Source organism: Dietzia sp. Die43 (genome assembly GCF_024519835.1).
In the GTDB taxonomy this organism is placed as follows: Bacteria; Actinomycetota; Actinomycetes; order Mycobacteriales; family Mycobacteriaceae; genus Dietzia; species Dietzia kunjamensis.
Window position 1 is genome coordinate 1 of sequence record NZ_JALJRF010000018.1, and the last position, 26,717, is coordinate 26,717.

The window sequence follows — 26,717 nt, forward strand, 5'->3', positions numbered from 1 at the left end:
GCCCACAGGTCGTGGCAGGCGCGCAGTCGGGCGGCGGCCGCGCGGTTCTCGGCGTTCAACGCCGCCAGGGCTGCGGAGCTGGCGGCGGTGACGGCGGGACTGCCGGCCACCGCTCCGGCATCATCCCCGGTGGTCGTCTCCCGCATGTGCACCCCCTTTCCGGCGGTTGACCGCACGACCCTGATTCGCCTGTGTGTTCGATTGGGGAAACACTAGCAAGCAGGTCCGACACACGGCTCTGACCTGGGAAGACCGGCGGACTGCGCCGGTCGGTGGGAGGATGAGACCGTGTTGGACACGGGTGCCGTCGTCTCGGTGAGTTGGTGGGCGATCATCCCGCTCATCGTCGTCGGCTCGGTGCTCCACTTCGCCTACGACTGGAGCGGGCACAACCGGGTCGTGGCCGTGTTCGCCGCGGTCAACGAGAGTTACTGGGAGCACATCAAGATCGCCGCCTGGCCGACCATGGTGCTGTACGCGGCCCTCTTCGTGCTCGGCGGCGCCTCGCCGCCGTCCTTCGTGCCCGCGGCCACTGTCGCCCTCTATTCGATCCCGGTGACGATGATCGGGGTGGTCTTCGTCTACAAGGCCGTCGCAGGTCGCAATGTGCTGTGGGTGGACATCGCCGTGTTCGGCCTGTGTATCGCGCTCGCCCAGGCGATCTTCGTGAGTCTGCTCAACGGACTGGAGGCGGACGTCCTCGTCGTCGTCCTCTCGGTCTTCTACCTGGCGGGCATCGTCGCCGCCTACGTGGCGTTCACCCTGAGGCCCCCCGCCGAGCCCGACGTCTTCATCGACCCCATCACATACAGATACGGGGTCGAGGGGCACGCCGACTACGAGGCCGCACCCGAGGGCTGACGGGCGTGGCGCAACCCGTCGGACGCCTCGGGCCCCGTCCGCGGGGAGCGGACGGGGCCCGACGGAGCCAGGGGGGTCGTGGGACCTACAGGCCCATGTCCTTGGCGATGATGGACTTCATGACCTCGTTGGTGCCACCGTAGATGCGGTTGACGCGGTTGTCCGAGTACAGGCGGGCGATCGGATACTCGTTCATGAAGCCGTAGCCGCCGTGCAGCTGGAGGCAACGGTCGATGACCTCGGCGGCGACCTCGGTGCAGAACAGCTTGGCCGAGGCCGCCTCGGCGGCGGTGAGCTCGCCCTCGTCCAGCGCCTCGAGGGCGCGGTCCGCGACGGCCTGCGCGGCGTCGACCTTGGCCTGGCACGCGGCCAGCTCGAACTTGGTGTTCTGGAACGAGGCCACCTCCTTGCCGAAGACCGTGCGCTGCTGCGTGTACTCCTTGGCGAACCGCACGGCGGCCGCGGCCTGGGCATACGCACCGTAGGCGATGCCCCAGCGCTCGGACGGCAGGTTCTGCCCGAGGTAGTAGAAGCCGCGGTTCTCTTCGCCGAGCAGGTCCTCGACCGGGACCTTGACGTCGGTGAAGGACAGCTCGGCCGTGTCGGAGGTCTTGAGTCCGACCTTGTCGAGCTTGCGGCCCACCGCGTAGCCCTCGAGCTTGGTGTCGACGGCGAGCAGCGAGATGCCGAAGCGGCGGTCGTCCTCACGCGGGGGAGCGGTACGGCAGGCCACGATCACGCGGTCGGCGTGGACGCCGCCGGTGATGAACGTCTTGGCACCGTTGAGGACGTAGTGGGTGCCGTCAGCCGAGAGTTTGGCGGTGCTCTTCATGCCGGCCAGGTCGGACCCGGTGCCGGGCTCGGTCATCGCCAGCGCCCACATCTCCTCGCCGGAGACGAACTTGGGCAGGTAGCGCTGCTTCTGCTCCTCGGTCGCCAGGGCCTTGATGTAGGGGAGCCCGAGCAGTACGTGGACACCCGAGCCGCCGAAGTTCACGCCGGCGCGGGCGGTCTCCTCGGACTGGATGGCCTCGAACTTGTGGGAATTGATCCCCGCGCCGCCGTACTCCTCGTCGACGTTGATGCCGAACAAGCCGAGGTCGGCGAGCTTGTAGTAGAACTCCCGCGGGACGATGCCGGCCTCGAACCACTCCTGGAAGTGGGGGGTCACCTCGGACTCGATGAAGTCACGGAGGGTCTGGCGGAAGGCCTCGTGGTCTTCGTTGAACACAGTGCGGCGCAAGTGCGTGCCTTTCCGTTGGACGGTCTGCTCCGGTGGCAGGCCACCGTGGAGGGGAGCGGAGCGTCAGGTTGGTGTACTCCTACTGGTGAGTAGCCTACAAGAATTCGAACTCTCTCACCCGCCCGCCGACCCGTCCGAGGCCGTGACGTCACCCCGTCGGCGGAGTGAACTCCAGGCCGTCGTCGGCGATCAGCCTGATCGGCCCGGTCACCTCACGTCCGGTGACCCGTTCGCCACGCTGGGTCACCGCCACCACGCCCTCGTCGCGCAGTTCGAACGCGACCTCCCGGGCGACGGGCATGAGGTCGCGCCAATGGTCCCCACCCGCCACCCGGGCCGCGTCCGACGGGCAGATCGACCCCTGGCCGCGCGAGCGCAGGAGCGTCCTGATCGTCGCGGCCAGGCGGCCGCGTGTCCCCTCCCGGGTGGGTTCCCACCACGGGTCGCCGCGCTCTCCGAGCGCGACCTTGGCGTCGTGCACCATCACCCGGGCGGCATCGCCTTCGGTCTTGACCAGCCGGCGACCGGTCATCAGTGCCCGGACGAGCTCCGAGCGGAGCTTCTCGGGGATGGACGGATCCGTCGCGCGCCACCGCCGGCCCCCGACCACGATGTGGCGACCGTCCTCGGTGTGCTCCACGCCGGCGCCGGTGCTGTCGTCTCGATCGGTCACACCCAGATCCTGCCCCGCCTCCCCCTCGTTCCCCACCGATCGCCGATCGAGGGTGTCGCACACCGGGCCGGTGTTAGGGTCACGACAGGAACTGGAACGTGTTCCACCAGAGCTGGATGACGATGAGGGGCTGCCGTGACGGCGCAGGACAACACATTCGACGCGGAATTCGACGTGGTGGTCGTGGGGTCGGGGGTGGCAGCCCTCTTCGGTGCCGCGGCCGCCGCCGCCCGGGGTCTGTCGACCTGCCTGATCGAGAAGACCGACCGCTTCGGGGGGACCTCCGCGTACTCCGGCGGCGCCGTGTGGCTCCCTGGCAACTCCGTCCTCGCCCGGGACGGGGTCGAGGACTCCGTCGAGCGGGGGCGCACCTACTTCCGCGCCGTGGTGGGGGACCGCACCGCCGCCGACGTCCAGGACGCGTTCCTCAACACCGGGCCGCAGGTCGTCGAGTTCCTGCAGGACGAGCTGGGCATCCCGACCCGCTTCCAGGCCTTCCCCGACTACTTCGACGCCCCGGGGCGCCAGGAACTCGGCCGGAGCATCTACCCCAAGCCCATCAAGGGCGAGGAGGTCGGCGACCGGGCGACCGACATCCGTCCGCCGGTTCCGGCTGACCAGTTCGGCGCGGACGAGGACACAACGAAGCTCGAGGGCGGCAGGGCCTGGGTGGCGCGACTCGTGCTCGCACTCGACGCGATGGACACCGCGGAGACCCGACTGAACACCGCCGCCGAGGAACTGGTCCGTGACGACGACGGACGTGTCGTCGGGGTGGTCGTGAACGGTCTCTCCGGCCGGCAGGTGCTGGGCGCACGCCGTGGGGTACTGGTCGCCGCCGGCGGTTTCGAACGGTCGGCGGACCTCCGCCGCCGCTGGCAGGACATGCCCACCGCCGACTGGTCCTCGTCCCACCCCGCCACGGGCTCGGGCGACGCCGTCCGCATGTTCGAGCAGGTCGGCGCGGAGCTGGACCTGCTCGATCAGTCCTGGTGGTGCCCCGCCACGCTGTTCCCCAACGGGCACGCCGCGTTCACCCTGGGCTTCCGCTCCGGGATCATCGTCGACGGCACCGGCCGGCGCTTCGCCAACGAACTGCTGCCGTACGACCAGATGGGGCGCTGGATGCACGCCCGCATGTCCGACGGGGCCGGTGACGACTTCTGGCTGGTGTTCGACGACGCGGAGGCCGGCGGCTACCCGGCCATCTGTATCCCCGCACCCGAGCCCGACGCGTTGCGCGGTGCCGGCCTGTGGCACACCGCGGGATCCGTGGAGGAACTGGCCGAGGCCACCGGGCTCGATCCCGCCGCGTTGCGCGAGAGCGTGGACCGGTTCAACGGCTTCGCAGAACAGGGCCGCGACGCCGACTTCGCCCGCGGAGAGGACCCGTACGGGCGGTTCTTCCTCGGTGCCTCCACGGCCGATCAGTGCCTGCGACCGGTCGGCGGCGAGCGATTCCACGCCGTCCGACTCGTCCTCGGCGACCTCGGCACCAAGGGCGGTGCGGTGATCGACGCGAACGGCGCCGCGCTCGACGCGGACGGACGTCCCATCCCGGGTCTCTACGCCGCAGGCAACTCGTCCGCGTCGGTCTCCGGTGAGGCCTACCCGGGGCCGGGTGTGCCCCTGGGGTCCGGGATGACCATGGCGTACCGGGCGGTGGCCGACATGGCCGGACAGGCCCTGCCGATCGCTCCCTGAGCACGGCGACGGCGACGGCGACGAACCACCCCGGTCAGCGGCCGGCCCATGCGAGGAAGTCCGCGGCCGCGATGACCGGCGTGCTCCACTTGTGGGCCGCCCTCGCCTTGGTCGACTGGCTGCCCGGCTCCGCGACCACCAGGGCGTCGCAGCGACTCTTGGTGACCGCACCGACGGGCACCAGGCCACGGCCGAGGGCGAGGGCCTCCATCTCGTCCCGGGACACGAGGACGCCGCTGCGGTCCAGGGCGCTGCCGGAGAAACACACCCGCGTCCCGGGCCGCAGGACGTCCGCCGCGCCAGCCTCCGGCGGAGCCTCCAGCCCCGGCGTCAGGTCCGAGCCCACGATCTCGGAGGCCAGCCGGAGCCGCTCCAGCACGTCGGCGGTCATCGGCACCCGCTGCGCGGCGCGTCGGATCTGCCCGGCGACGAGTCCGCGCGCGCCTGCCCGGAGATCGCGGTCGCCCGGGGTGACGATCTCGTCGTCGTCGTCGTCGTCGACCTCGGCCCCCGGGCGCCCACCGCGGCGGGGGCGCCCCAACAGAGCGGCCCCGACCTCGGCGCTGATACCGAGCATCGCCGACAGTTGGGGGAGTACCTCGGAGGTCGGTGGGCGGACGTCGGCGTCGCGGCTGAGCAGGTAGCCGACCGCGGCCTCGTCGACGAGGTCGGCGTCGAACGTGCCGGCCGCCGCGTCATCGAGGTGCAGCCGCCCGTGGGCCTCGAGCGCCACCCGCGCACGCGCGAGGGCCGATCCGGAGCGGCCACGTGCCCGCTCACCCGGGGTGAGGGCGTCGGTGGGGATGTCGACCCCGACCGGCAACGGCACCGTGCCTCCCAGGCGCGCGAACTCGGCGTCCAGTCGACCGAGAGTGACGTCGAGGTCCACGCCGACCGGGGTGTGCCCGTCCACCAGTGGGGCGACCATCGACCACGCCTCGAGGAGCGTGGGGGCGAGAAGGACATCGGAGACGGTGATGCCGTAGTCCGTCCGCGCCCGGGCCAGGTCGCGCTGGGGATTGACCAGCGTCGTCACCGCGGTGCCGTCGGGGAAGGCGATGGCGAGCTCCACCGGCCGGGGCCGGGACCGGGGCCCGTCCTCGCCGACGGACACCACCGCGACAGCACAGCAGCGGCGGGCCGAGGGCCCACCGTCCGGCGCCCGCAGGAACCGGATGATCCGCCGGTCGGTCTTGAGGTCCCCGGGCAGCACCGGCCGGGTGAGGACGAGGCCTCCCAGCGACCGACAGCGGCTCAACGCCACGTAGAGCTGCCCCGCCACGAACGTGCCGCCGCCGAGGTCCACGACGACCCTGTCCAGGGTCTGTCCCTGGCTCTTGTGGATGGTCACCGCCCAGGCGAGGGTGAACGGGAACTGGGTGAAGGACCCGACCACCTCGTGTCGCATACCGCCGCTGTCCGTCACCGGTCGGGTGACGTCCCAGGTGTGGAGCGCGACCTCGGCGACCTCGCCGCCGGTGAACGCGACGACGACGACGGGCCCTCGCTCTCCGCGGTCGCCCCGTCGCCCGAGGGTCACATCGAGCACCCGTCCGATGGATCCGTTCACCCAACGGTCCGCCGGGTCATTGGTGAGCATCATGACCTGCGCGCCGACCTTGAACCCCAGCACCTCCCGGGTGGGGAGCTCGAACCCGGTGAGATCGCCGGTGAGCGTCGCCTCCATCGCCAGTTCCGACCCGGACAGCCGATCGAGGCGGCGTTGGTTGTGGCTCGCGGCCCTGCGATTGGTGGTGGTGAGCGTCAGCCAGAACTCGTCGTCCGGCGGATCGAAGTCCGGGTCGGTGCGGGAGTTGAGCCGTTCGCGCGCCGGGCCGACGAGAGCGCCCTCGCGGATCGAGTTGAGGATCGCGGTGAGCTCCGGGTCACCGGACTGCCGGAAGACATGGGTGAGGTCAACGGTGGGGAAGTGCTCGGGGTGGTAGCGCTCGGCGGAGAAGAAGTACGGCGTCGGGTAGACGGCCTCGAAGGACGATCTCTCGGACGCGGTCACCACCGGCGGTAGCTGGAAGAGGTCGCCGACGAGGACGAGCCGGACGCCCCCGAACGGCATCGTCGGGTCCGGGCCGAACCTCTCGAGCGCGATGGCGACCATGTCGAAGACGTCGGCCCGCAACATCGACACCTCGTCGATGACGAGCGTGTGGGCGCCGGCGAGGGCCTGGGTGAATCGCCCGGGACGGTAGGCGCTGCTGCGCACGTGGTCGACCGTGTGGTCGGGGTGGAAGCCGAACAGCCGGTGGATGGTGTAGCCGCCCACGGTGAGGGCTGCGATCCCGGTGGGCGCGGCGACGAGGGCGGGGTGGTCGGTCTCGGCGAGGAACCGGCGGATCAGGGTCGACTTTCCGGTTCCGGCCCTACCGGTGAGAAAGAGATCGTGTCCCGAGTGCAGAAGGTCGAGTGCGCGGTCGACCTCGTCGGTGAGCACGAGTCCTCCGCGTCCGGGGCCCACCGGCATCCGATCGTCGCTCATCTGTGCCTCCCCTCGGCCGCGACGGCTGGCTTCCGACGACCGCGGGCCGGACCTCCAGGTGGAGATCCGGCCCGCGGTCGGGTGCTGTCGGGGAATCAGTGCCCGTCGTGGCGACGAGTCCGGTTCTCCTCCTGCAACGTGGTGAGCATCGAGTGCTCGCGGTGGTGCTTGTCGTGGTCGGCGTCCTCGAGCAGACGGGCCTCCTCGACCGGGTCGGCCTTGAGTGCGCCCCGCGGGGGACGGCCGGCCACACCGAGCTGGTTCATCTTGGTGGGGACCTTCGCGCCGGCGTAGGCGAGCGGAACGGCGTGGCCGTGCTCGTCCATCTCGCCGAGCGGCTGGTGCACCTCGATGAACTCGCCCTGCGGCATCCGCATGATGATGCCGGTCTCGATGCCGTGCTCCAACACCTCGCGGTCCGCGCGCTGGAGACCCAGGCACAGGCGGTAGGTGGCGAAGTACACCAGCGGCGGCAGGATGATCAGGCCGATTCGACCCGCCCACGTCGTCGCGTTGAGCGAGATCGAGAAGTGGTACGCGATGAGGTCGTTGGCACCCATGAGCACCAGGATCACGTAGAACGTGATCGCCATCATGCCCGCCGCGGTGCGGACCGGCACGTCGCGCGGACGCTGCAGCAGGTTGTGATGCCCCTTCTCGCCGGTGAGCTTCGACTCGATCCACGGGTACGCGAACATCAGCGCGACCATGGCGCCCAGCATGACGGCCACCCAGGTCGTGGCGGTCACGGTGTACGGGCCGAGGTAGAGCTCCCAGGCCGGCATCACTCGCGCGCCGCCCTCTGTCCACAGCATGTACCAGTCCGGCTGCGAGCCCGCCGAGATGTGCGACGGGTTGTATGGCCCGAGGTTCCATATCGCGTTGATCGTGAACAGGCCCGAGAAGAGCATGAGCATGCCGACGGTGATGGCGCCGAAGGCGATCGACTTCACGGCGAAGACCGGGAGGATCCGGACACCGACGACATTGTTCTCCGTGCGGCCGGGCCCGGGGAACTGCGTGTGCTTCTGGTACCAGACCAGCGCCAGGTGAGCGGCGATCAGCGCGAGGATGATCGCGGGGATGATCAGCACGTGCAGGACGTAGAAGCGCGGGATCATCAGCTCGCCGGGGAAGTCCCCGCCGAAGATCATCCAGTGCATCCAGGTGCCGATGACCGGCAGGCCGACGATGATGCTCGAGGTGATCCGGAGGCCGGTGCCCGAGAGGACGTCGTCCGGCAGGCCGTAGCCGAGGAAGCCCTCGACGATGCCCAGGAGCAGCAGCACACAACCGATGACCCAGTTGGCCTCACGCGGGCGACGGAACGCGCCGGTGAAGAAGATGCGGATCATGTGGACGACCATCGAGGCGACGAACAGCAGCGCCGCCCAGTGGTGGATCTGGCGCACGAAGAGTCCGCCACGGACCTCGAACGAGATGTTCAACGCCGTCTCGTAGGCACGGGAGATCTCGATGCCGTTGAGCGGTGCGTAGGCACCCTGGTAGATCACCTTCGACAGGGACGGGTCGAAGAACAGGGTGAGGTAGACACCCGAGATCAACAGGATGATGAAGCTGTACAGGGCGATCTCGCCCAGCAGGAAGGACCAGTGCGTCGGGAAGACCTTGTTGATCTGCCGGCGCAGGCCCTTGGACATGGTGTACCGCGAGTCCAGGCCATCGCCCAGTGCCGCGAGTCTCGTGTTGTTGCTCATGAACGACGCTCCCAGAAGGCAGGTCCGACCGGCTCGATGAAGTCACCGTTGGCGACGAGGTAACCCTCGCTGTCGACGGCGATGGGCAGCTGCGGCAGTGCACGGGCGGCGGGGCCGAAGATCGGCTTCGCGTACTCGAGCGCGTCGAACTGCGACTGGTGGCACGGGCAGAGGAATCGATGGGTCTGCTGCTCGTACAGCGACGTGGGGCAGCCGAGGTGGGTGCAGATCTTCGAGTAGGCGTACAGGTCGCCGTAGTTGAAGTTCTCCTGGCCCTTGCGCTTGGTCACGCGGGCCGCGTCCTCGGGACGGAAACGGATCAACATGACCGAGTTGCGCGAACCGTGGATCGAGTGCATGTGCTCCTCGAAGTTGCCCAGGGCGCTGGCGGGGAGGGGGAAGACGGACTCGAGGCCACCGGCGGACAGGTCGTCCACACGGATGCGCTCGAGGCGACCCTCGCCGGCCGGCGGGTCCCCGTCGGGGTAGACCTTGCCGGTGTCGCGGCCGAGGTAGACCTTCTCCGGCGGGAGGCCGTCGGGACGGGTGTCGGACGCCAGGGTCCACCCGGTGGTGTGCAGCGTGCCGTCACCGGCGAGGGTCATCTCCCCGCGCTTCCACGGGTTCTTGATCATGCCGCCGAGCGGCAGGATCGCGGAGAGGCCGATGAGCCCCACACCCGCGCCGAGGAAGCCGCCCATGACCTTGCGGCGGCCGAGGGTGGAGGTCTTCCACGAGTCGTTGAGCTCGGCGACGAAGGTGCGCCGGTCGAGATCGTCCGAGGCGCCGTCGTGGCGGGTCTGGACCGAGATCTCCTCGGGGATGAACTTCTTGGTGAACTGCACCGCGCCGAAGCCCAGGAACAGGATCGACAGCCCGATCGTCAGGCCGAGCAGTGGCGTGTAGGTCATGTACAACCAGTAGCCGTCCTCACCCTCGCCGCGGTACTCCCACGGCCAGAAGATGTAGACGACGGCGAAGGCGAGGCCGAACAGTGCCGACAGCGCGAACCAGGTGGTGACGGTCAGCGCCGCGCGCTTCTCGGCGCGGGTGGTGGTGCCCTCCGGGAAACGGGCCTCGCGGAACCGGACGTCGACCTCGTCGAGTTCGGTGCCCATGCGCACGAGCTCGGCATCGCTCATCCGGTCGAGATCCGCAGGGGACGGGTTCTTCGGGGTCTCACTCATGAACGGGATCCGATCCACAGGGTCGCGCCGATGAGGGCGACGATGCCGACAAGCCACATGGCCAGACCTTCGGTCACCGGGCCGAGTCCGCCGAGCGAGTAACCGCCGGGCGAGACCTTGGAATCCGAGTCCTTGACGAACGCGATGATGTCCTTCTTCTCGTCAGGGGTGAGTTGACGGTCCGAGAATTTGGGCATGTTCTGGGGTCCGGTCAGCATGGCCTGGTAGATCTCCTGCTCATTGGCAGGGTCGAGAGTGGGGGCGTATTTGCCCGACGACAGAGCGCCGCCGCGACCGGTGAAGTTGTGGCAGGACGCACAGTTGAGGCGGAAGAGCTCTGAACCGCGTGCGATCTCCTCGGCGCGGGCCTGTCCGGACGCGCCGCGCAGCGAGCCCTGGGCGATCTCACCGTCTGGGTCGGTGACGAGCTCGGGGCCACCGCCGTAGAGGTCGACATACGCTGCGAGCGCGATGATCTGGTGCTCGCTGTAGCGGGGCTTCTTGCGCTCCGCCTGGGCCTCGTTGTCCGCCGCCGGCATCCGACCGGAGTTCACCTGGAAGTACGTCGCTCCCGCGCCCGTGCCGACCAAGGATGGACCGCGGTCCTTGACGCCTTGGAGATTTATCCCGTGGCAGGTGACACAGGAGACCTCGTAGAGCTGCTTTCCGTCGGCGATGAGCGCGGCCTGGTCCTGTTGAGCCGTCGCGACCTGTGGCTCGGGAATGACAGCCGTGGCGACAGCGCCCGCCCCGACGAGGCCGCCCGCGATGACTAGCGCGCCGACTGCCTTCCGGCGACGCTTCGTGGACACTGGGCGCGCTGGAGCCACAACGGGGTCCGGCGACGGCGTATCGGCAGCGGGTGGGAGAGGAGAGTTCATTGTGAGTTCCCTTTGGAGTTGGGACCCGCTGGACACAGCGTCCTGCGGCCAGCTGACTACTGAATGAAGTAGATGGTGACGAAAAGTCCGATCCAGACCACGTCGACAAAGTGCCAGTAATACGACACGACGATGGCGGCTGTGGCCTGCGCCGGCGTGAATCGCGACATCGTGGTCCGCATGACCAGTACGACGAACGCCAGGACGCCCGCCAACACGTGAAGCCCATGGAAACCGGTGGTAATGAAGAATACCGACCCGTAGACGCTCGACGAGATCGTGACGCCCTCGAGGTAGAGCATCACGTACTCGTACGTCTGTCCGATCAGGAACACTGTTCCCATCAAGGCGGAGATCATGTACCACCTGCGGAGTCCGAAGACGTCACCCTGCTCGGCGGCGAAGACGCCCATCTGGCAGGTGAACGACGACGCCACCAGGATGACGGTGATCGTCAGGGCGTACGGCACATTGAGGTGTACGGGATAGGAAGGCCAGTCACCTCCCGAGTTCGCCTTGGAGACGAAGTACATCGCGAACAGGCCCGCGAAGAACATCAGCTCCTGGGACAGCCAGACAATGGTGCCCACACTGACCATGTTCGGCCGATTCAGCGAATGAACACGCTGGGCCATGGCCGATCCTGAGTTATCTACTGCGCTCGTCACGTGGCCAAGTATGACCCCTGAGGAGGGACGAGTCTGCACGGACCCCCGAAATCGGCGTGTCTGTCCAGCGTTTCCGCAGGTCGCTTCGGAAACTCTCAGGGCAAGGGTCGGTATTGGTCCCCCTTGCAGGGGCTATCAGGGCACTCTCAGGCGAGCACCGGCCGCTCGCCGCCGCCGGAGTGCAGGGTGTCAGCGCACGGGCCGGGTCGGAACAGTGGCACGATTGACGACGTGCGGGCGGCGCCCTGTGGGGCGTGTCCGTTTCCATGACACCAGAGGAGGTCGGGACACGTGGGCAGTTCGGCAGCGTTCGACGGGGGCCGGTCGTGGCCCGGGGTTCTCGGTACCCTCACCGCGGGCGGGGACCTCGATCCGGCGGAGGCCGGGTGGGCGATGTCCCGGATCATGGAGGGTGTCGCCACCGACGCTCAGATCGCAGCCTTCGGCGTTGCCCTGAAAATGAAGGGCGTCACGGGTCCGGAGCTCGATGCGCTGGCCTCGACCATGCTCGACTACTCCCGTCGGGTGCCCACTGATCGTCCCTGCGTGGACATCGTCGGTACCGGTGGTGACCGCCAGGGCACGGTGAACATCTCGACGATGTCCTCTCTCGTGGTGAGCGCCTGCGGAGTGCCCGTGGTCAAGCACGGCAACCGGGCGGCATCGTCCAAGAGCGGCGGTGCCGATGTGCTCGAGGCGCTCGGGGTGGCGATCGACCTCGGCCCGGAGGACGTCGGGCGGTGCCTCGACGAGGTGGGCGTGGCCTTTTGCTTCGCGCCCGTGTTCCATCCCGCGCTGCGTTTCGCCGCGACCCCCCGGCGTGAGATCGGGATCCCTACCGTCTTCAACATCCTCGGGCCTCTCACGAATCCCGCGGCACCCGCCGCGAACCTCATCGGCTGCGCCTTCGAGGGGCTGATGACGGTGATGGCGGAGGTGTTCGCGCTGCGCGGCAGGTCGGCGCTCGTGGTGCGTGGGTCGGACGGCCTCGACGAGATCACCATGACCGGTCCCACCCGGGTGCTGCGGGTCTCGGACGGTCATGTGGACGAGGATCAGGTCGAGCCCGCCGACTTCGAGATGAGCACCTGCTCGATCGAGGAGTTGCGGGGCGGGGACGGCGTCCACAACGCCGGGGTCGCCCGCGATCTCCTCGCGGGAGCACGGGGCCCGGTGCGCGATGCGGTATTGCTCAACTCCGCGGCCGCGCTGGTGGCCTTCGACGGTCTCGAGCGTGGTTCCGACCTGGTATCTGCCATGCGGGCCGCGGTGGACCGGGCCGCCGCGGCGATCGACGACGGCGAGGCGGCGCGGCTGCTCGAGAAGTGGGCCGGGTTCAGCGTGCGCTGACGAGTCCGGTCCCGCGGTGCTCGGCGGCGGCGCTCTCGGCCAGGGTCGCCCAGCCGGTCAGCGTGTGCGCCCCGTCAAGGGGGAGCGTCCAGCAACCCTCGACCGAGACGATGCGTGTCCTGGTCGAGTCGATCCACCGGTGGACGTTCCGGATCTGGGCGGCGGTGGCACCGGCGAAGGGGCCCGGGCCGGGCTGCACGGTGGTCGCGGCGGCCCGGAGTCCGTCGATGACCGGCATCGGTGCCGCTCCCGGCGGGACGACGCCGGATCCGGCGAGTCGACCGTGGCGCACCACCGCGACCGCCCACGTCCGGCGCGGCGCCGGCTGTGCGAGAACGATCTCGGGCAGCGATGCCGTTGCGGCGAGTTCCTGCCGTCGGGAGAGGACCCGCACGAGGGCTGCGGTCCTGTCGCGGAGCCTGGCCGCGCGTTCGAACGCGCCCTCGGCCGCGAGTACCTCCACGCGGTCGACCAGATCCCGCAGGGGACCGGAGTCCCGTCCCTCCGCCAGCGCCGCCCAGCGATCGGATCCCGGGGCGGTGCCGAACACGCCGAGGAGGTCCTCCCAGGCGGCCCGGGCGTCCTCGGCGCGCCGGAAGGGCCCGATGGCGGCGGGGTCGTCCGGGGTTCGCACGACCTTCGGGCGGGTGGCGCGGCCGGTGGGGGGCGTGAGCCACCAGCCGCGGCGAGGGCTCCGCGACCGGGTGTTGAACGGGGGTTGAAGCGAGTCGATGAGCTGTTCCTCGACGGTCCACGCCTCGAGGAGGTGGGCGCACGCGACCGAGTCGATCGAGTCGGCCAGCCCGACCATGGTGCGCATCCGTCCGCGCGTGTCACCGCCGGAGTAGTAGGACCGGGCCCGTCTGCGGACCGCGCCGGACGAGCCGACGTACAGGGCGCCACCGGCGTCGTCCCGGAACACGTAGACACCGGGCCCCTCGGTCAATGACCCGGTCATGGCGGCCCGCCGCCTCACCTCCGGGGAGAGGCGACCGTCGTAGGCCCGTAACTCCGACAGGGTCGAGACCCCGCAGTCGCCGACCCGCGAGATCAGTGCGTGGAGCACGTCGACCGTGGCGCGGGCGTCCTGCAGGGCCCGGTGATTGGGCTCCACGGTGGCCCCCAGGTGCGCGGCGAGGACTCCCAACCGGTGGCCTCGTGTCTCCCCGCGGTGCAGCACCCGCCTCGCGAGAGCCAGGGTGCAGACCGACGGGGGATCGGGCCACGGGTGCCCGGTCGACGCGGCGGCGGCCCGCAGGAACCCCAGGTCGAACCGCGCGTTGTGGGCGACGAGGACGGCCCCGCGGGAGAATTCGAGAAACGTCGACATCACCTCGCCGAGACTCGGGGCACCGACGAGGTCGTCCGGAGCTATCCCGGTCAGTCTGCTGATGTGGCCGGGCAGGGCACCGTCGATCGAGACGAACGTCGACAGCTCCGCCTGCACCTCGCCGCCCCGAACGCGTACCGCGCCGATCTCGGTGATCTCGTCGCTTCCGGTCCGGGTGCCCGTCGTCTCCAGGTCGACCACGACGAACGTGACGTCGGACAGCAGAGGCTCGAGATCGTCGAAAGCTGCCTGCACCCCGGTCGAGACGGGGGAGGGGGATCGGGGCATGCCGGAGACGGTAGCCCCGCCCTCCGACACGGCCGGCCCCGCCGTGGTTGTCGGACCTTGTCCCTAGGGTGCCCCGCAGTACGACCACCCCGGGCCCGGATCGCGGCTCGATAACGAACGGGCAACACGCCCAGGACGAAGTGTGAGGTAGATCATGTTCACGATGGACTGCGTGCGATGTCCCGCGGGGCCCGCCGCATGTGACGGGTGCATCATCGCCGTTCTCGACGCCGGAAAACCGCAGGTGGACGAGCTTTCTCCGGAGTCGTGCGGCTACGTTCTGGACCCGGAGGTCCGCGAGGCGATCGACATCCTCCGCGAGGTCGGAATGGTCTCCACGGTCGAGATTCTGGGGGCTGACGTCGCCGCGTGAGCGATGAACTGGACTTCGACGAGACGGTTTCGTAACCTTTTCGAGACCTCGGAAGTCATCGCCAGCCTGCCGGCGGGGAGCCGGGGTCACACCTAAGCGCCGAAGGGCGCACCGGGGAACCAGGATCCACTGGGGTGAATCGCACGAGGGCCTACAGGTCCGAAGCGTAGGACAGACTTCCGTGTCCGAACCCGTCAGCTAACCCGGTCGGTGCCGCAGGAAGAAAGAGGAACAATCTTCGTGGGAGCCCACAGCATCAAGACCAGCTCGACCGGCCGTCGTGTCGCCGCCGCAGGCCTGCTCGCAGCCGGGGCCGCTGTCGCCGGTTCCGGGACCGCCGCCGCCGCACCCATTACCGTCGACGTCCCCGTGGAGCTGCGGCTGCCCGGCGTGCCGAACCAGGTCTCGTTCGACCTGCCGGAGGGCATCGAGCTCCCGGCCGGCCTGGCCCAGGCCCAGGCCCAGGCGGCGCCCGTCGAGTTCGCCGCCCCCGCGCCAGTGGTCTCGACCGGCCAGCGCATCCTCGACGCCGCCACCACCCGGGTCGGCTCGCCCTACGTCTGGGGCGCTACCGGCCCCAACTCGTTCGACTGCTCCGGTCTGACCTCGTGGGCCTACAAGGAGGCGGGGATCTCCATCCCGCGCACCAGCCAGGCCCAGATCGGCGGCGGCACCCAGGTCTCCAAGGCCGACCTGCAGCCCGGCGACATCGTCGCCTTCTACAGTGGCGCCAGCCACGTCGGGATCTACGCCGGCAACGGCCAGGTCGTCCACGCCCCGTACTCGGGCACCTCGGTGAGCTACGCGCCGGTGGACTCCATGCCGTTCTACGGTGCGACCCGCTACTACTGAGTCGGGTCGCTCCCCGAACCTCCGCAGACCCCGTCGGCGTCCGGTCTCGAACCGGTCACCGGCGGGGTCTGTCGTCTGTAACATCCCCTCTCGGGTACCCGATTCCACCGTAGGCGTCGGCTGGGCGCCCGCGCCCTGCGTGACCCGGATCCGAGAGTTCGACGACACCAGATGACCCGCAGCCTCAGGGTGCTCGCGATCGCAGCGACCGTGACCACCTCGTTGACCCTCGGTCCCGCGCCGGCCGGAGCGCAGACCACCACCCCGGACCGGTCGTCGCCAACCGCGACCACGGCGCCTGTCCCGGGTCCGGTTACCCCGCCTGATCAGGTGTCGACTTCTCCCGCTCCGTCGTCGACCGCTTCCGTCTTCCCCCGCTCCGTCGCAGACTGCACCGTCCACCACGCCGTCCGCCACAGCGGTGCCCGGCGAGATGAGCGAGGACCTGGCGGAGCTGGCCCGGTTGTCCGAGGAGGCGGGAGCATTGGGGGAGCAGCTCCACCTCGCGCGCGGGGAACTGGACCGCGCCAACGGGGAGCGCGTCCGCCTCGAACGGGCCGCCGGGGTCGCAGCCGGACGGTCCGCCCTCGCGGACGGCACCGCGCGCCGGGACCAGTCCACCGTCGATCACCTCGCGACCATTCGGTACCGGGGCGGGGACACCGGCGCCACACGGGCGGCAGTGCTCGCCGAGAGCCCCCGGGACCTGGTCCACAGGCTCGACACGCTGCGCCGACTGTCCGGGGCCACCACGAGTGCACTGGACGCCTCCAGAGCTGCGTCCCGGGATGCGGTGCAGCTCAGGGAAGAGGCCGCGCGTTCCGCGGCCGAGGCCCGGGACGCGGCCCGCGTCGCGCAGGAGCGAACCGACGCGCTCGCCCGCCGAACCGAGGAGATGCGGGTACGGATGGATGAGGTCCGTCGCCGGGTCGACGCACTGTCGGACGCACAACGCGATCTCTGGATCGGCGGACCGGTGGTGCCGGAGGGGTACGTTGCCCCGCCGGTGGACGACGTCAATTCCGCGGCGCTCCGAGTCGCACTCTCCCGGCTGGGCGCGCCCTACTCGTGGGGCGCGACGGGCCCGTCCGAGTTCGACTGCTCCGGTCTCATGGTGTGGTCGTACGCGCAGGAGGGCAAGGCGCTGCCCCGGGCGAGCCAGGCGCAGGCGGTCGCGGGCGCCCCGGTGGCGATGAACGACATCCGGCCCGGTGACCTTGTCATCTACTTCCCCGGCGCCACCCACGTCGGGATGTACGCCGGCGACGGTCTGGTCCTGCACGCCCCGACCTACGGTGTGCCGGTCCGCCTCGAGCAGGTCGACGCGATGCCGATTCACGGGATCCGCCGCTACTGACCCCGGCCGACCCGGCCAAGCACGGCCGCCCCGCGCAGACACCGGCCGTCCCCGATCGCGCTCCGCCCCTTCCCGACGAGGACGACGCACCGGGCGGGGCCGAGGCGGGCCGGGTTGTGTGGCAGGCTCGGAGCCGATGACCAAGACGCTGTTGATCACCAACGACTACCCGCCGCGCCCGGGCGGGATCCAGTCGTACCTGGAGACGTATCTGAGCCACCTGGACCCGACGGACGTCGCGGTGCTCGCCTCGACGTTCCGGGGTGGCGAATCGGCGGAGTACGACGCCGCCAAGCCCTATCTGGTGGAGAGGGTGCCCACCGAGGTGTTGCTCCCCACACCCGACCTCGCGGCACGCGCACGAAGGCTCGCCTCGGACTTCGGCGCGACGACGATCTGGTTCGGGGCCGCCGCCCCGCTCGCCGCCATGGCGCCGGTGCTACGGCAGGGCCCCGTGGACCGCATCATCGCGAGCACACACGGACACGAGGTCGGCTGGTCGATGCTGCCGGGCTCGCGCCAGATCCTGCGACTGATCGGCGAGTCCACCGACGCGGTCACCTACGTGAGCGACTACACACGGAGGCGGTTCGCGGCGGCGTTCGGCCCCCGCGCCCGCCTGGTGCACCAGCCGGGTGGCGTCGATACGGAGAGGTTCCGGCCGGATCCCGCACGGCGAAGGGCGATCCGCGACCGTTACGGACTCGCGGACCGCGACGTGATCGTGTGTCTGTCCCGCCTCGTGCCGCGGAAGGGCCAGGACATGCTCATCCGGGCGATGCCGGAGATCGCCCGGCGGGTGCCCGGGGCGGTCCTCGTCGTCGTCGGCGGTGGGCCCTATCGGCGCACGCTGGAAGGACTGGCGCGCCGCCTCGGGGTGGCCGACCGGGTCGTCTTCACCGGCCGCGTCCCCGCGGACGAGATCGTCGACCACCACCGACTGGCGGACGTCTTCGCGATGCCGTGCAGGACCCGAGGGGGAGGGCTGGACGTCGAGGGGCTGGGAATCGTCTACCTGGAGGCGTCCGCGTGCGGGGTGCCGGTCGTGGCGGGCCGGAGCGGCGGTGCCCCGGAGACGGTGCGCGACGGCCGGACCGGTCTCGTCGTCGACGGGACGTCACAGGGCGAGGTCGCCGACGCCGTCGCCGGCCTCCTCGAGGACCGGCCCAGGGCGTCGGCCATGGGGGTCCGCGGCCGCACCTGGGTGCTGGAGAACTGGCGCTGGGAGGACCTGGCCCGGGACATGGAACGCGTGCTCTCGGGGGAGTGACCCGCGAGAGCACGCGTTCCGACGCGCAGTCCGATCAGGCGTAGAGTGACTCGATCTGCTGGGCGTACTTCTGGTGCACGACGTTGCGCTTGACCTTCAGGGACGCGGTGAGCTCACCGGTCTCCTCGGTGAACTGGTCCGGGAGGACGTGGTACTTCTTGATCGACTCGGAGTGAGACACGCTCCGGTTCGCCCGCACCAGCGCCTGGTCCAGGTGCTCGATCAGGTCGGCGTCCTTGAGCAACTCGTACAACGAGCCGGACTTGTCGTGGTGGGTCTTCCACCGTTCGACGGCCTCCGGGTCGAGGGTCAGCAGGGCCGAGACGAACGGCTTGCCGTCGCCCACGCACACCGCCTCCGCCACGAGCGGGTCCGCACGCAGCGCGTCCTCGAGCTGGTTGGGAGCCACGTTCTTCCCGCCGGCCGTCACGATGATCTCCTTCTTGCGGCCGGTGATCGACAGGTACCCGTCCTCGTCCAGCGAACCCAGGTCGCCGGTGCGGAACCAGCCGTCGCTGAAGGACTCGGCGGTCGCCTCCTTGTTCTGCCAGTAGCCGGAGGCGACGACGGGTCCGCTGACCTCGACCTCACCGTCCTGCGCGATCCGGACCGCGCAGCCGGGCAGCGGCTGGCCGACGCTGCCGATCCGCATCCGCCCCGGGGTGTTGACCGTGATCGCGGCGCAGGTCTCCGTCAGGCCGTAGCCCTCGAAGATGTTGACCCCGATCCCGTCGAAAAAGTGGGTCAGACGGTCACCCAGGGCGGCGCCGCCGGAGATGGCGACCTCGCAGCGCCCACCGAGCGCGTTGACGAGCTTGGCGTAGACCAACTTCGAGAAGATCGCGTGGCGCAGCCCGAGCAGCGGACCCACCCGGCCGTCACCCCGGTTGGCCTTGGAGTACGCGACCGCGGTGTCGGCGGCCTTGTCGAACATCCACGCCTTGACCGCGCCGCCGTCCTGCGCGGTCGCCTGGGCCTTGTTGAAGACCTTCTGGAACACGCGGGGGACGGCCAGGATGTAGTGCGGCTGCATCTCGCCGAACGTCTCGACCAGGTTGTTCAGGTCGGCGGAATGCGCGATGGTCACGCCGGCGTGGAAGCCGGCGTAGGTGATGGCGCGGGCCAACACGTGGGCCAGGGGCAGGAACATCACCGAGGTGGCGTCGTCCCGCAGGATCCCGCTGAACGGCGTCTCGAGCACGGCGAGCGTCTCGGACATGAAGTTGCGGTGGCTGAGCATGACGCCCTTGGGGCGGCCCGTGGTCCCCGAGGTGTAGATCAGCGTCGCGGGGGAGTCGGCGCGGACCGAGGCCCGGCGCTCGTCGAGCACCGAGACGTCGACCGTGGCCCCCTCGGAGGCGAGGGTCTCCAGGACCGGGGTCGCGCCGTCGATCACCAGGACGTCGGCGACCTCCAGGCCCTGTACGCCCTCCCGGGCGGTGGTGGCGTGGGTGTCGTTCTCGACGATGATCAACCGGGCCGCGGAGTCCTCCATGATCCAGTGGATCTGGTCGGCGCTGGAGCTGTCGTACACGGGAACGGTGACCGCGCCGACGGCCCAGATCGCGAAGTCGAGGAGATTCCACTCGTACCGGGTGGAGCTGAGGAGGGCGACCCGATCGCCCGCCCGGACACCGAGCGCCACCAGTCCGCGGGCGATCGTCCGGACCTCCTCGGCGAACTCGCGGTTGGTGACGTCCGTCCACCGACCGTCGACGGGCTTCTGGAACGCCACGTTCTCCGGGGTGTTCTCCGCGCGGTCGTATGCCGACTGAACGCAGGACCAGTCGTCAGGGACGGTGAAGTTGGCGGGTACCGCGACGTATTCGCGCAAAGGGTCCTCCCGGTGGAGACGTTCAGAGTATGTCGGTGACCACACACACTATCGCCGGGACCACACGGTGGTCACGTCGCCTGCCCTCCGGGCGCCGCGGGTGGGGCGCATCGCGGAGCGGGATATGTGAAGCTTGTGGGTATGAGCGAGCACGACGGCGCCCCCGAGGTGTGGCCGACCCGAGACTCCACGGTGGTCGACGCACCGGTGGAGGACGTCATGGCGGTCATCTCCGACTTCGCCGCGTACCCGGAGTGGTCCGCGTCGATCCGCGCGGCCGAAGTGCTGTCCACAGGTCAGGACGGTCGTCCGGACCGGGTGCGGTTCAAGCTCGAGGCGGGCGCGATCGTCGACGAGTACGTCCTCGTCTACTCCTGGTCGGCGGACGACCGCGGTCTGGAGTGGCGGCTCGAGAGCTCGGCGTTGCAGAGGGCCCAACGGGGCTACTACCGGCTCGAACCGGTGGAGGGCGGCACGCGTGTGGACTACGAACTCGAGATCGAGCTCACGGTCCCGGTGATCGGGAGCCTGCGCAGCCGCGCCGAGCGGCGCATCCTGGGCGACGCGCTGAAGGAACTCAAGCGCCGGGCGGAGTCGCGGTGAGCAGAACCCGTGTCGTCGTCGTCCTCGGGGGAGATCCCGAGGACCGCGCGGGCGTCACCGCCGACCTGCTCGCGGACCCCGCTTGCACGGCGTTGATCCTGACCGGCCATCCCGATGCCGTCGATCCCCGTCTCGACGTCTCGGAGGACGGGCCAGTCGAGGTCCGGGTCGACGACCCGACGGCGAGGCTCGAGGCCTACCGGTCCGGCGCCGCCGATCCGGACGACGACGTTCTCGCGGCGCTCGCCGCCGGAGGGGACACCCCACTGGCCGCGGTGCTCGGGTGGGAGTACGCGCGACGGGCCGCGTCGTCCGAGTACTGGGACGTCGTCGTGGTCGAGCTCGACGGGGACCTGACCGCGGTGCGCCGGCTCGCGGCGGCCGGGGAACTGGCCGCGTTCGTGGAATCACGTTGGCCCGCCAATGTGCGCTTCGCCTCCATGGCGGCGGGCGGACGCGCCGACGTGCGGGTGCGGGAAGCGCACAGACTCGCGCTGCTCGCCGGTGACGTGGCCGGCTTCCTCGCCGGGAGGATCGAGACCATCGTGGTGGGGTCCCCGGCCGGCTCCACGGCTGCCATGGCGACTCTGGCCCGCGGCGCCGTCACCCCGGTGGTGGCGCCCGACGGCGAGGGCGGATACCGGGTCGAGTACCCGGCCCCGACCCGCCCGTCCGCGCCGGTCTCGGTCGAGGGGGACCTGCTCCGCCTGGAGTTCGACGGGTTCCGGGCGGTGGTGGCGCTGCCGCCGCTGCTGCGCCGGTGTGTGCTCACGCAGTCCGTCTTCGAGCGCGACGCGGGTCGACTGGTGATCAGCTTCCTGCCCGACCCGGATCTGTGGCCCCCGAACCTCGTACCGTCCGGATCTGCGGACCGCGCCGGGTAGTATCCGCATTCGTCGACAGCCATCACAAGAGGACCGGTGACCCGTTGCTGTACTACCTGTTCAAATACGTGCTCATCGGCCCGTTCCTACGTCTGACGAGTCGTCGGGTCGTCACGGGACGCGAGCACTTCCCCGAGCGCGGTGGCGCCCTGCTGGTCGGCAACCACCAGTCCGTCGCGGACTGGTTGTTCACCCCTCTGCTCCTGCCCCGCCGGGTCACCTTCCTGGCCAAGAGCGACTACTTCACCGGAACCGGTGTCCGCGGCATGCTCAGCCGGTGGTTCTTCGCCGGCTCGGGCCAGCACCCGATCGACCGCACCAACGCCGACGCCGCGCAGGCCGCCCTCGACGCCGGGCTCGAGGTCCTCTCATCGGGGGAGATCCTGTGCATCTACCCGGAGGGGACGCGCTCGCCGGACGGTCGTCTGTACCGCGGGAAGACCGGGCCCGCCCGCCTCGCACTCCGCGCCGGGGTGCCCATCATCCCGGTGGGCGTGACCGGGACCTCCGAGTACATACGCCGGATCTCCCGGTTCCGCCCCGGGCGGCGCACCGAGATCCGGGTCATGCTCGGCGAGCCGCTCGATCTGTCCCCGTGGGCCGGGCGCGAGGGGGACCGGGACGCTGAGCGCGAGATCACCGACGAGCTCATGCGGCGGATCCAGGCGCTGACCAATCAGGAGTACGTCCACGACACGTATGGCGCCGAGATGAAGAAGCGCTACGAGGCGGTGCGCAAGGCCGGGCGGAACCTGCTCGACCACCCCGTCGAGGGACAGCGCTGATCGCCGGTGCGCTACTTCTACGACTGCGAGTTCATCGAGGACGGCACGACGATCGAGTTGGTCTCCGTGGGGATCGTCGCCGAGGACGGCCGGGAGTTCTACGCCGTGTCCACCGACTTCGACGCCTCGGCGGCCGGGCCGTGGGTGCGGCGCAACGTCCTTCCGAAGCTGCCCAACCCGTCGTCGTCCGCGTGGATGTCCCGGAGCCGCATCCGGGACGAGCTCTACGAGTTCGTCACCGCGCCGCCCACCGGCGGGGTCGAGATGTGGGCGTGGATCGGGGCGTACGACCACGTGGCCGTCTGCCAGCTGTGGGGCGACATGACAGCCCTTCCCGCCGCCATGCCCCGGTTCACGCGCGACGTCCGCCAGCTCTGGGAGACCGCCGGCAAGCCCGACCTGCCCGCACACCCGGGAGGGGAACACGACGCCCTCGCCGACGCCCGCCACGCCGCGATGCGCTTCCGCGCCATCGCGGCGAAGTCGCCCCACCTGGGTCTCTGAGGCCCGCTCCGCCGGTGGTGGCGTATCGTCGCCGGGGTGAGCAACTGGACAGTCGACGTCGACATCGCGCAACTCCCCGACCTCCCGCCGCTCTCCGCGGACCTGGATCGGCAGCTGGCGGACGCCCTCTCGCGGCCCGCCCTGCAGCAGCCGTCGTGGGATCCCGGTCACGCCGCGGCGATGCGCAAAGTGTTGGAGAGCGTGCCGCCGATCTGCGTCGCCTCCGAGGTCGAGCACCTCTCCGATCGCCTCGCCGACGTGGCGCACGGGCGTGCGTTCCTGCTCCAGGGCGGTGACTGCGCCGAGACGTTCGAGGCGAACACCGAGCCGCACATCAAGGGCGTGATCCGCACCCTGCTGCAGATGTCGGTCGTGCTGACCTACGGTGCGTCGATGCCCGTGGTCAAGGTCGGCCGGATCGCCGGCCAGTACGCCAAGCCCCGCTCGGCGGACCGCGACGGAACCGGGTTGCTGTCCTACCGCGGCGACATGGTCAACGCGCTCGAGCCGGACGAGGCGGCCCGTGAGCACGACGCCTCCCGGCTCGTCCGTGCCTACGCCAACGCGGCCGCGGCGATGAACCTGGTCCGTTCCCTCACGGCGTCGGGCACCGCGGACCTGCATCGCGTCCACGAATGGAACATGGAGTTCGTCGCGGGCTCGCCCGCTGGTGCCCGCTACGAGGCCCTCGCCGCCGAGGTGGATCGTGGCCTGCGCTTCATGGACGCGTGCGGGGTCTCGGACCAGAACCTGCGCTCGGCCGACATCTTCTCCTCCCACGAGGCGCTCGTCCTGGACTACGAGCGGGCCATGTTGCGCCTGGCCGACGACGGCACGGGCCTGACCGGCGACGCCGAGCAGGGGTTGTACGACCTGTCGGCGCACTTCCTGTGGATCGGGGAGCGGACCCGCGGCATCGACGACGCCCACGTGGCGTTCGCCTCGCTCATCCAGAACCCGATCGGCCTGAAGATCGGTCCCACCACCACGCCCGAGTTGGCGGTCGAGTACGTGGAGAAGCTCGACCCCCACAACCGGCCGGGTCGACTGACGCTCGTCTCCCGGATGGGCAACGACAAGGTCCGCGACGCGCTGCCGCCGATCGTCCAGGCCGTCGAGGCGACCGGCCACAAGGTCATCTGGCAGTGCGACCCCATGCACGGCAACACGCACTCGACGTCCAACGGGTACAAGACCCGCCATTTCGACCGGATCATCGACGAGGTACAGGGCTTCTTCGAGGTCCACCACGCTCTCGGTTCCCACCCGGGTGGCATCCACATCGAGCTCACCGGTGAGGACGTCACCGAGTGCCTCGGCGGAGCCCAGGACATCTCGGACATCGATCTGGCCGGTCGCTACGAGACCGCCTGCGACCCGCGCCTCAACACCCAGCAGTCGCTCGAGCTCGCCTACCTCGTGGCGGAGATGCTGCGCAGCTGACGCCGTAGGGGCCGGCCTCGCGCCCCGGAGGCACGGCCGGCCGCGCCCCCGGAGGCACGGCCGGCCGCGCCCCCGGGGGCACGGCCGGCCCGCGCCGGAGACGCGGCCGGCCCTAGCCGAGCGCGTCGATCTCGACCTCGCTGCCCCTGGCCACCACCCGGCCGGGCAGCGGGGTCTGGCCGTAGACGATCCCCCTCGACGTTCCCGAGTCGATGGTGGCCTCGAGCCCGGCGTCCTGCAGCGTCCGGCGCGCGTCGGAGGCCCGCGAACCCAGCACCACCGGGACGGTCACCGCGTCCGACGGGACGACCCGCAGCACCGCGTTCGTCGGGTCGAGCCGGGTCCCGGCGGGCGGATCGGTGCGCACCACGCGGCCGTCGGAGATCTGACGATCGGTCACGGGCGATTCGCGGACGATCGTGAACCCCTCGTCCTCGAGGATCCCGGTCGCCTCGTCGAGGGGCACGTCCCGGAGGTCCGGCACGGTCAGTGCATTGGAGACGAGCAGGACGACCCCGTCCCCGCGGGACACGTCGGTTCCGCTGTCCGGGTCGGTGCCCACGGCCACGCCGCCGTCCACCTCGTCGTCGTAGACCCGTCTGACCTGTGACACGGTGAGGCCCGCGCCCTCCAGGGCCGCGCGCGCCTGGTCCTCCTCCAGGCCCACGACCTCGGGGACGGCGACGGGTGCGGGGCCGGAACTGGTCACCATGGCCACCCGGGTGCCCACGTCGACGGTCGTGCCCGCGCCCGGCTGGAGGGAGACCACCTGGCCGACGGGTACCGAGTCCGAGTACTCGTTCCCGCCCCGGACCGGTTCCAGTGAGTTCTCCCGCAGCGCTGCGGACACGGCGTCCGCCGACCTGTCGGCGCCGACCTCGGGCACCACGGGGCGACCGACGGACACCAACACATCGACGGTGTCGCCGCGCGGCACCCGCTCGCCCGCCGCGGGGTCGGTGCCCACCAGCGCGGACGGGGGGACGTCGTTGCTGAAGGCGTCGCGGGTCGCGGCGGCCAACCCGACGGCGTTGACCGCCTCGGTCGCCTGCCCCACCGACATACCCTGGACCGACGGCACCTCCACGAACCGGCCGGAACCCAGCCACCAGCCGGCCACGGCCAGGCCGATCGCGGCGGCGAGCACCACGATGAGCCACAGCATGCCGCGCTGGCGGCGGGGCCGGATGACGTCCCGGTCGGGCGCGGGCTCGTTGCCGCCGGGGGGATAGTGGCCCGATCCCGTGCCGTGCCAGTGCGCAGGAGCAGGGCCGGCCCCCGCTCCCGCCCCGGGACCCGCCGCCGCCGGGGCCACCATGGTGTCCACCCGCGTCGGTGTCGGCCCGCCGCCCCGCCTCAGCGCCTCTCCGCTCTCACGGTCGGCGGCGTCGAACTCGGACTCCCCGCCCGGGGTGGCCCGCGCGGCGTTGGCCCGCGCCCGCGACCACGAGGACTGCCGTGGTGCCGGGACGACATAGTCGGGGAACCGGCCGATCCTGGCGGCCTGGTCCAGGTCCCGCAGCATCTCGCCGGCGTCGGCGTAGCGGTCCTCACGGCTGCGTCGCGTGGCGCGCAGGATCAGGTGGTCGAGGTCCTCGGCCACGGTGTCGGACTGGTCGGAGGGGGCCGGCACGTCGGTGTCGAGGCGACGGTAGGCCACGGCGATGGTGTTGTCACCGCTGAACGGTGGCTCCCCGGTGAGCATCTCGTAGGCGAGAACGCCGAGGGAGTACAGGTCGGACCGGGCGTCGGTGTCGGCGCCGGAGATCTGTTCGGGGGACAGGTAGGCCGCCGTGCCCATCACCACGCTGCTCGAGGTGGCGCGGGACTCGGCCACCGCCCGGACCAGGCCGAAGTCGGCGAGTTTGACCGCGCCGCTGCCGGAGATCAGCACGTTCTCGGGCTTGATGTCGCGGTGCACCAGCCCGGCCTGGTGGGCCTCCCGCAGGGCGCCGAGGAGCGGACGCAGGACGGCGGCCGCGGCGTACGGGGGCATGGGGCCACGCTCGTCGAGCAGCTCCCGCAACGTGCCTCCGGGCACGAGTTCCATCACGAGGAACGCGGTGTCGGCCTCGACGCCCTGGTCGAAGACCTGGACGATGCCGGAGTCCGACAGGCGGGCCACCGACCTGGCCTCGAGGGTGAAGCGGTCGACGAACGCCTTGTCCCCGGCGAGGGTCGGATCGAGCAGCTTGACGGCGACGTGGCGGTCCAACCGCTCGTCGGTGGCCAGGTGGACGGTGGACATCCCGCCGCGGGCGATGACGGCGTCGAGCCGGTATCGCCCGTCGAGCAGTGTCCCTGGGCCGGGGGGCTTCCCGTCGTAAGTGCTCATGTCGTCCATTCTGCCCCTCCCGTCCCGTCCGCGGTACGTCCCTAGCGGACGGGGTCCGTAGCCCGACGCCGTCGGCCGCG

At 70.4% G+C, this 26,717-nt stretch carries 22 protein-coding genes and 1 riboswitch; of the genes, 12 read left to right on the top strand and 10 right to left on the bottom strand.

Annotated features, from left to right (window positions below; translation table 11 throughout):
- Positions 1 to 288: 288 nt before the first annotated feature.
- Positions 289 to 861, top strand: a complete 573-nt coding sequence (locus tag NR111_RS14755) for a DUF6512 family protein (RefSeq protein WP_256821262.1) — start codon at positions 289 to 291, stop codon at positions 859 to 861.
- A gap of 85 nt (positions 862 to 946) precedes the next feature.
- Here NR111_RS14755 and NR111_RS14760 read toward each other — a convergent pair whose 3' ends face one another.
- Complete coding sequence (locus NR111_RS14760; protein WP_067713690.1) at positions 947 to 2,104, bottom strand: acyl-CoA dehydrogenase family protein; 1,158 nt, start codon at positions 2,102 to 2,104, stop codon at positions 947 to 949.
- Positions 2,105 to 2,252: 148 nt separating this feature from the next.
- Positions 2,253 to 2,777, bottom strand: a complete 525-nt coding sequence (locus NR111_RS14765) for a DUF3253 domain-containing protein (protein WP_067713870.1) — start codon at positions 2,775 to 2,777, stop codon at positions 2,253 to 2,255.
- Positions 2,778 to 2,912: 135 nt separating this feature from the next.
- Here NR111_RS14765 and NR111_RS14770 point away from each other — a divergent pair, with 135 nt between their 5' ends.
- Complete coding sequence (locus NR111_RS14770) at positions 2,913 to 4,481, top strand: FAD-binding protein (RefSeq protein ID WP_067713693.1); 1,569 nt, start codon at positions 2,913 to 2,915, stop codon at positions 4,479 to 4,481.
- 34 nt (positions 4,482 to 4,515) lie between these two features.
- Here the strand turns inward: NR111_RS14770 and NR111_RS14775 are convergent, their stop codons facing one another.
- From NR111_RS14775 to NR111_RS14795, 5 genes are all read right to left on the bottom strand, one after another.
- Positions 4,516 to 6,975: an AAA family ATPase gene (locus NR111_RS14775; RefSeq protein ID WP_067713696.1), complete on the bottom strand. Its 2,460-nt coding sequence runs from the start codon at positions 6,973 to 6,975 to the stop codon at positions 4,516 to 4,518.
- 95 nt (positions 6,976 to 7,070) lie between these two features.
- On the bottom strand, positions 7,071 to 8,693 hold the full coding sequence (locus NR111_RS14780) for a cytochrome bc complex cytochrome b subunit (RefSeq protein WP_067713699.1): 1,623 nt from the start codon (positions 8,691 to 8,693) through the stop codon (positions 7,071 to 7,073).
- Positions 8,690 to 9,880: a ubiquinol-cytochrome c reductase iron-sulfur subunit gene (locus tag NR111_RS14785; RefSeq protein ID WP_067713701.1), complete on the bottom strand. Its 1,191-nt coding sequence runs from the start codon at positions 9,878 to 9,880 to the stop codon at positions 8,690 to 8,692. Before NR111_RS14785 ends, NR111_RS14780 begins: the two co-directional genes overlap by 4 nt.
- Positions 9,877 to 10,761, bottom strand: coding sequence for a c-type cytochrome (locus tag NR111_RS14790; RefSeq protein ID WP_082923770.1), 885 nt, complete (start codon positions 10,759 to 10,761; stop codon positions 9,877 to 9,879). The genes NR111_RS14785 and NR111_RS14790 overlap by 4 nt, the downstream gene beginning before the upstream one ends.
- A gap of 56 nt (positions 10,762 to 10,817) precedes the next feature.
- A complete protein-coding gene (locus NR111_RS14795) occupies positions 10,818 to 11,429 on the bottom strand; it encodes a heme-copper oxidase subunit III (RefSeq protein ID WP_067713706.1) in 612 nt (203 codons plus the stop codon).
- 291 nt (positions 11,430 to 11,720) lie between these two features.
- Here NR111_RS14795 and trpD point away from each other — a divergent pair, with 291 nt between their 5' ends.
- Entirely contained in the window at positions 11,721 to 12,779 is a 1,059-nt protein-coding gene (gene trpD / locus NR111_RS14800; protein WP_067713708.1) for an anthranilate phosphoribosyltransferase, read from the top strand.
- Here trpD and NR111_RS14805 read toward each other — a convergent pair.
- Positions 12,766 to 14,397, bottom strand: coding sequence for a DEDD exonuclease domain-containing protein (locus tag NR111_RS14805; protein ID WP_067713711.1), 1,632 nt, complete (start codon positions 14,395 to 14,397; stop codon positions 12,766 to 12,768). The two genes, trpD and NR111_RS14805, sit on opposite strands and share 14 nt — an antisense overlap.
- 163 nt (positions 14,398 to 14,560) lie before the next feature.
- On the opposite strand from NR111_RS14805, the gene NR111_RS14810 reads away from it, so the two are divergent.
- From NR111_RS14810 to NR111_RS14825, 4 genes are all read left to right on the top strand, one after another.
- Complete coding sequence (locus NR111_RS14810) at positions 14,561 to 14,770, top strand: hypothetical protein (RefSeq protein ID WP_253701885.1); 210 nt, start codon at positions 14,561 to 14,563, stop codon at positions 14,768 to 14,770.
- A gap of 79 nt (positions 14,771 to 14,849) precedes the next feature.
- Positions 14,850 to 14,998: riboswitch (cyclic di-AMP (ydaO/yuaA leader) on the top strand.
- A gap of 12 nt (positions 14,999 to 15,010) precedes the next feature.
- On the top strand, positions 15,011 to 15,622 hold the full coding sequence (locus tag NR111_RS14815) for a C40 family peptidase (protein WP_067713716.1): 612 nt from the start codon (positions 15,011 to 15,013) through the stop codon (positions 15,620 to 15,622).
- 433 nt (positions 15,623 to 16,055) lie between these two features.
- A complete protein-coding gene (locus tag NR111_RS14820) occupies positions 16,056 to 16,979 on the top strand; it encodes an NlpC/P60 family protein (protein ID WP_082923772.1) in 924 nt (307 codons plus the stop codon).
- A gap of 136 nt (positions 16,980 to 17,115) precedes the next feature.
- Positions 17,116 to 18,249 (top strand): glycosyltransferase family 4 protein, encoded by a 1,134-nt coding sequence (locus NR111_RS14825; protein WP_067713719.1) that lies wholly within the window; start codon positions 17,116 to 17,118, stop codon positions 18,247 to 18,249.
- Positions 18,250 to 18,283: 34 nt separating this feature from the next.
- Here the strand turns inward: NR111_RS14825 and NR111_RS14830 are convergent, their stop codons facing one another.
- Entirely contained in the window at positions 18,284 to 20,083 is a 1,800-nt protein-coding gene (locus NR111_RS14830; RefSeq protein ID WP_256821266.1) for a long-chain fatty acid--CoA ligase, read from the bottom strand.
- A gap of 141 nt (positions 20,084 to 20,224) precedes the next feature.
- Here NR111_RS14830 and NR111_RS14835 point away from each other — a divergent pair, with 141 nt between their 5' ends.
- The 5 genes from NR111_RS14835 to NR111_RS14855 are packed head-to-tail and all read left to right on the top strand — an operon-like array spanning position 20,225 to position 24,302.
- On the top strand, positions 20,225 to 20,686 hold the full coding sequence (locus NR111_RS14835; RefSeq protein ID WP_067713724.1) for an SRPBCC family protein: 462 nt from the start codon (positions 20,225 to 20,227) through the stop codon (positions 20,684 to 20,686).
- Entirely contained in the window at positions 20,683 to 21,570 is an 888-nt protein-coding gene (locus NR111_RS14840) for a hypothetical protein (protein ID WP_067713726.1), read from the top strand. Before NR111_RS14835 ends, NR111_RS14840 begins: the two co-directional genes overlap by 4 nt.
- Positions 21,571 to 21,614: 44 nt before the next feature.
- The gene (locus NR111_RS14845; RefSeq protein ID WP_067713729.1) at positions 21,615 to 22,355 is read left to right on the top strand and encodes a 1-acyl-sn-glycerol-3-phosphate acyltransferase; all 741 of its coding nucleotides are present in this window, start codon (positions 21,615 to 21,617) and stop codon (positions 22,353 to 22,355) included.
- Between the two features lie 6 nt (positions 22,356 to 22,361).
- Positions 22,362 to 22,859, top strand: a complete 498-nt coding sequence (locus NR111_RS14850) for a polyadenylate-specific 3'-exoribonuclease AS (protein ID WP_067713732.1) — start codon at positions 22,362 to 22,364, stop codon at positions 22,857 to 22,859.
- Between the two features lie 36 nt (positions 22,860 to 22,895).
- Positions 22,896 to 24,302, top strand: coding sequence for a class II 3-deoxy-7-phosphoheptulonate synthase (locus tag NR111_RS14855; protein WP_067713735.1), 1,407 nt, complete (start codon positions 22,896 to 22,898; stop codon positions 24,300 to 24,302).
- Positions 24,303 to 24,414: 112 nt separating this feature from the next.
- Here the strand turns inward: NR111_RS14855 and pknB are convergent, their stop codons facing one another.
- A complete protein-coding gene (pknB, locus tag NR111_RS14860; protein WP_253701888.1) occupies positions 24,415 to 26,637 on the bottom strand; it encodes a Stk1 family PASTA domain-containing Ser/Thr kinase in 2,223 nt (740 codons plus the stop codon).
- Positions 26,638 to 26,717 lie beyond the last annotated feature (80 nt).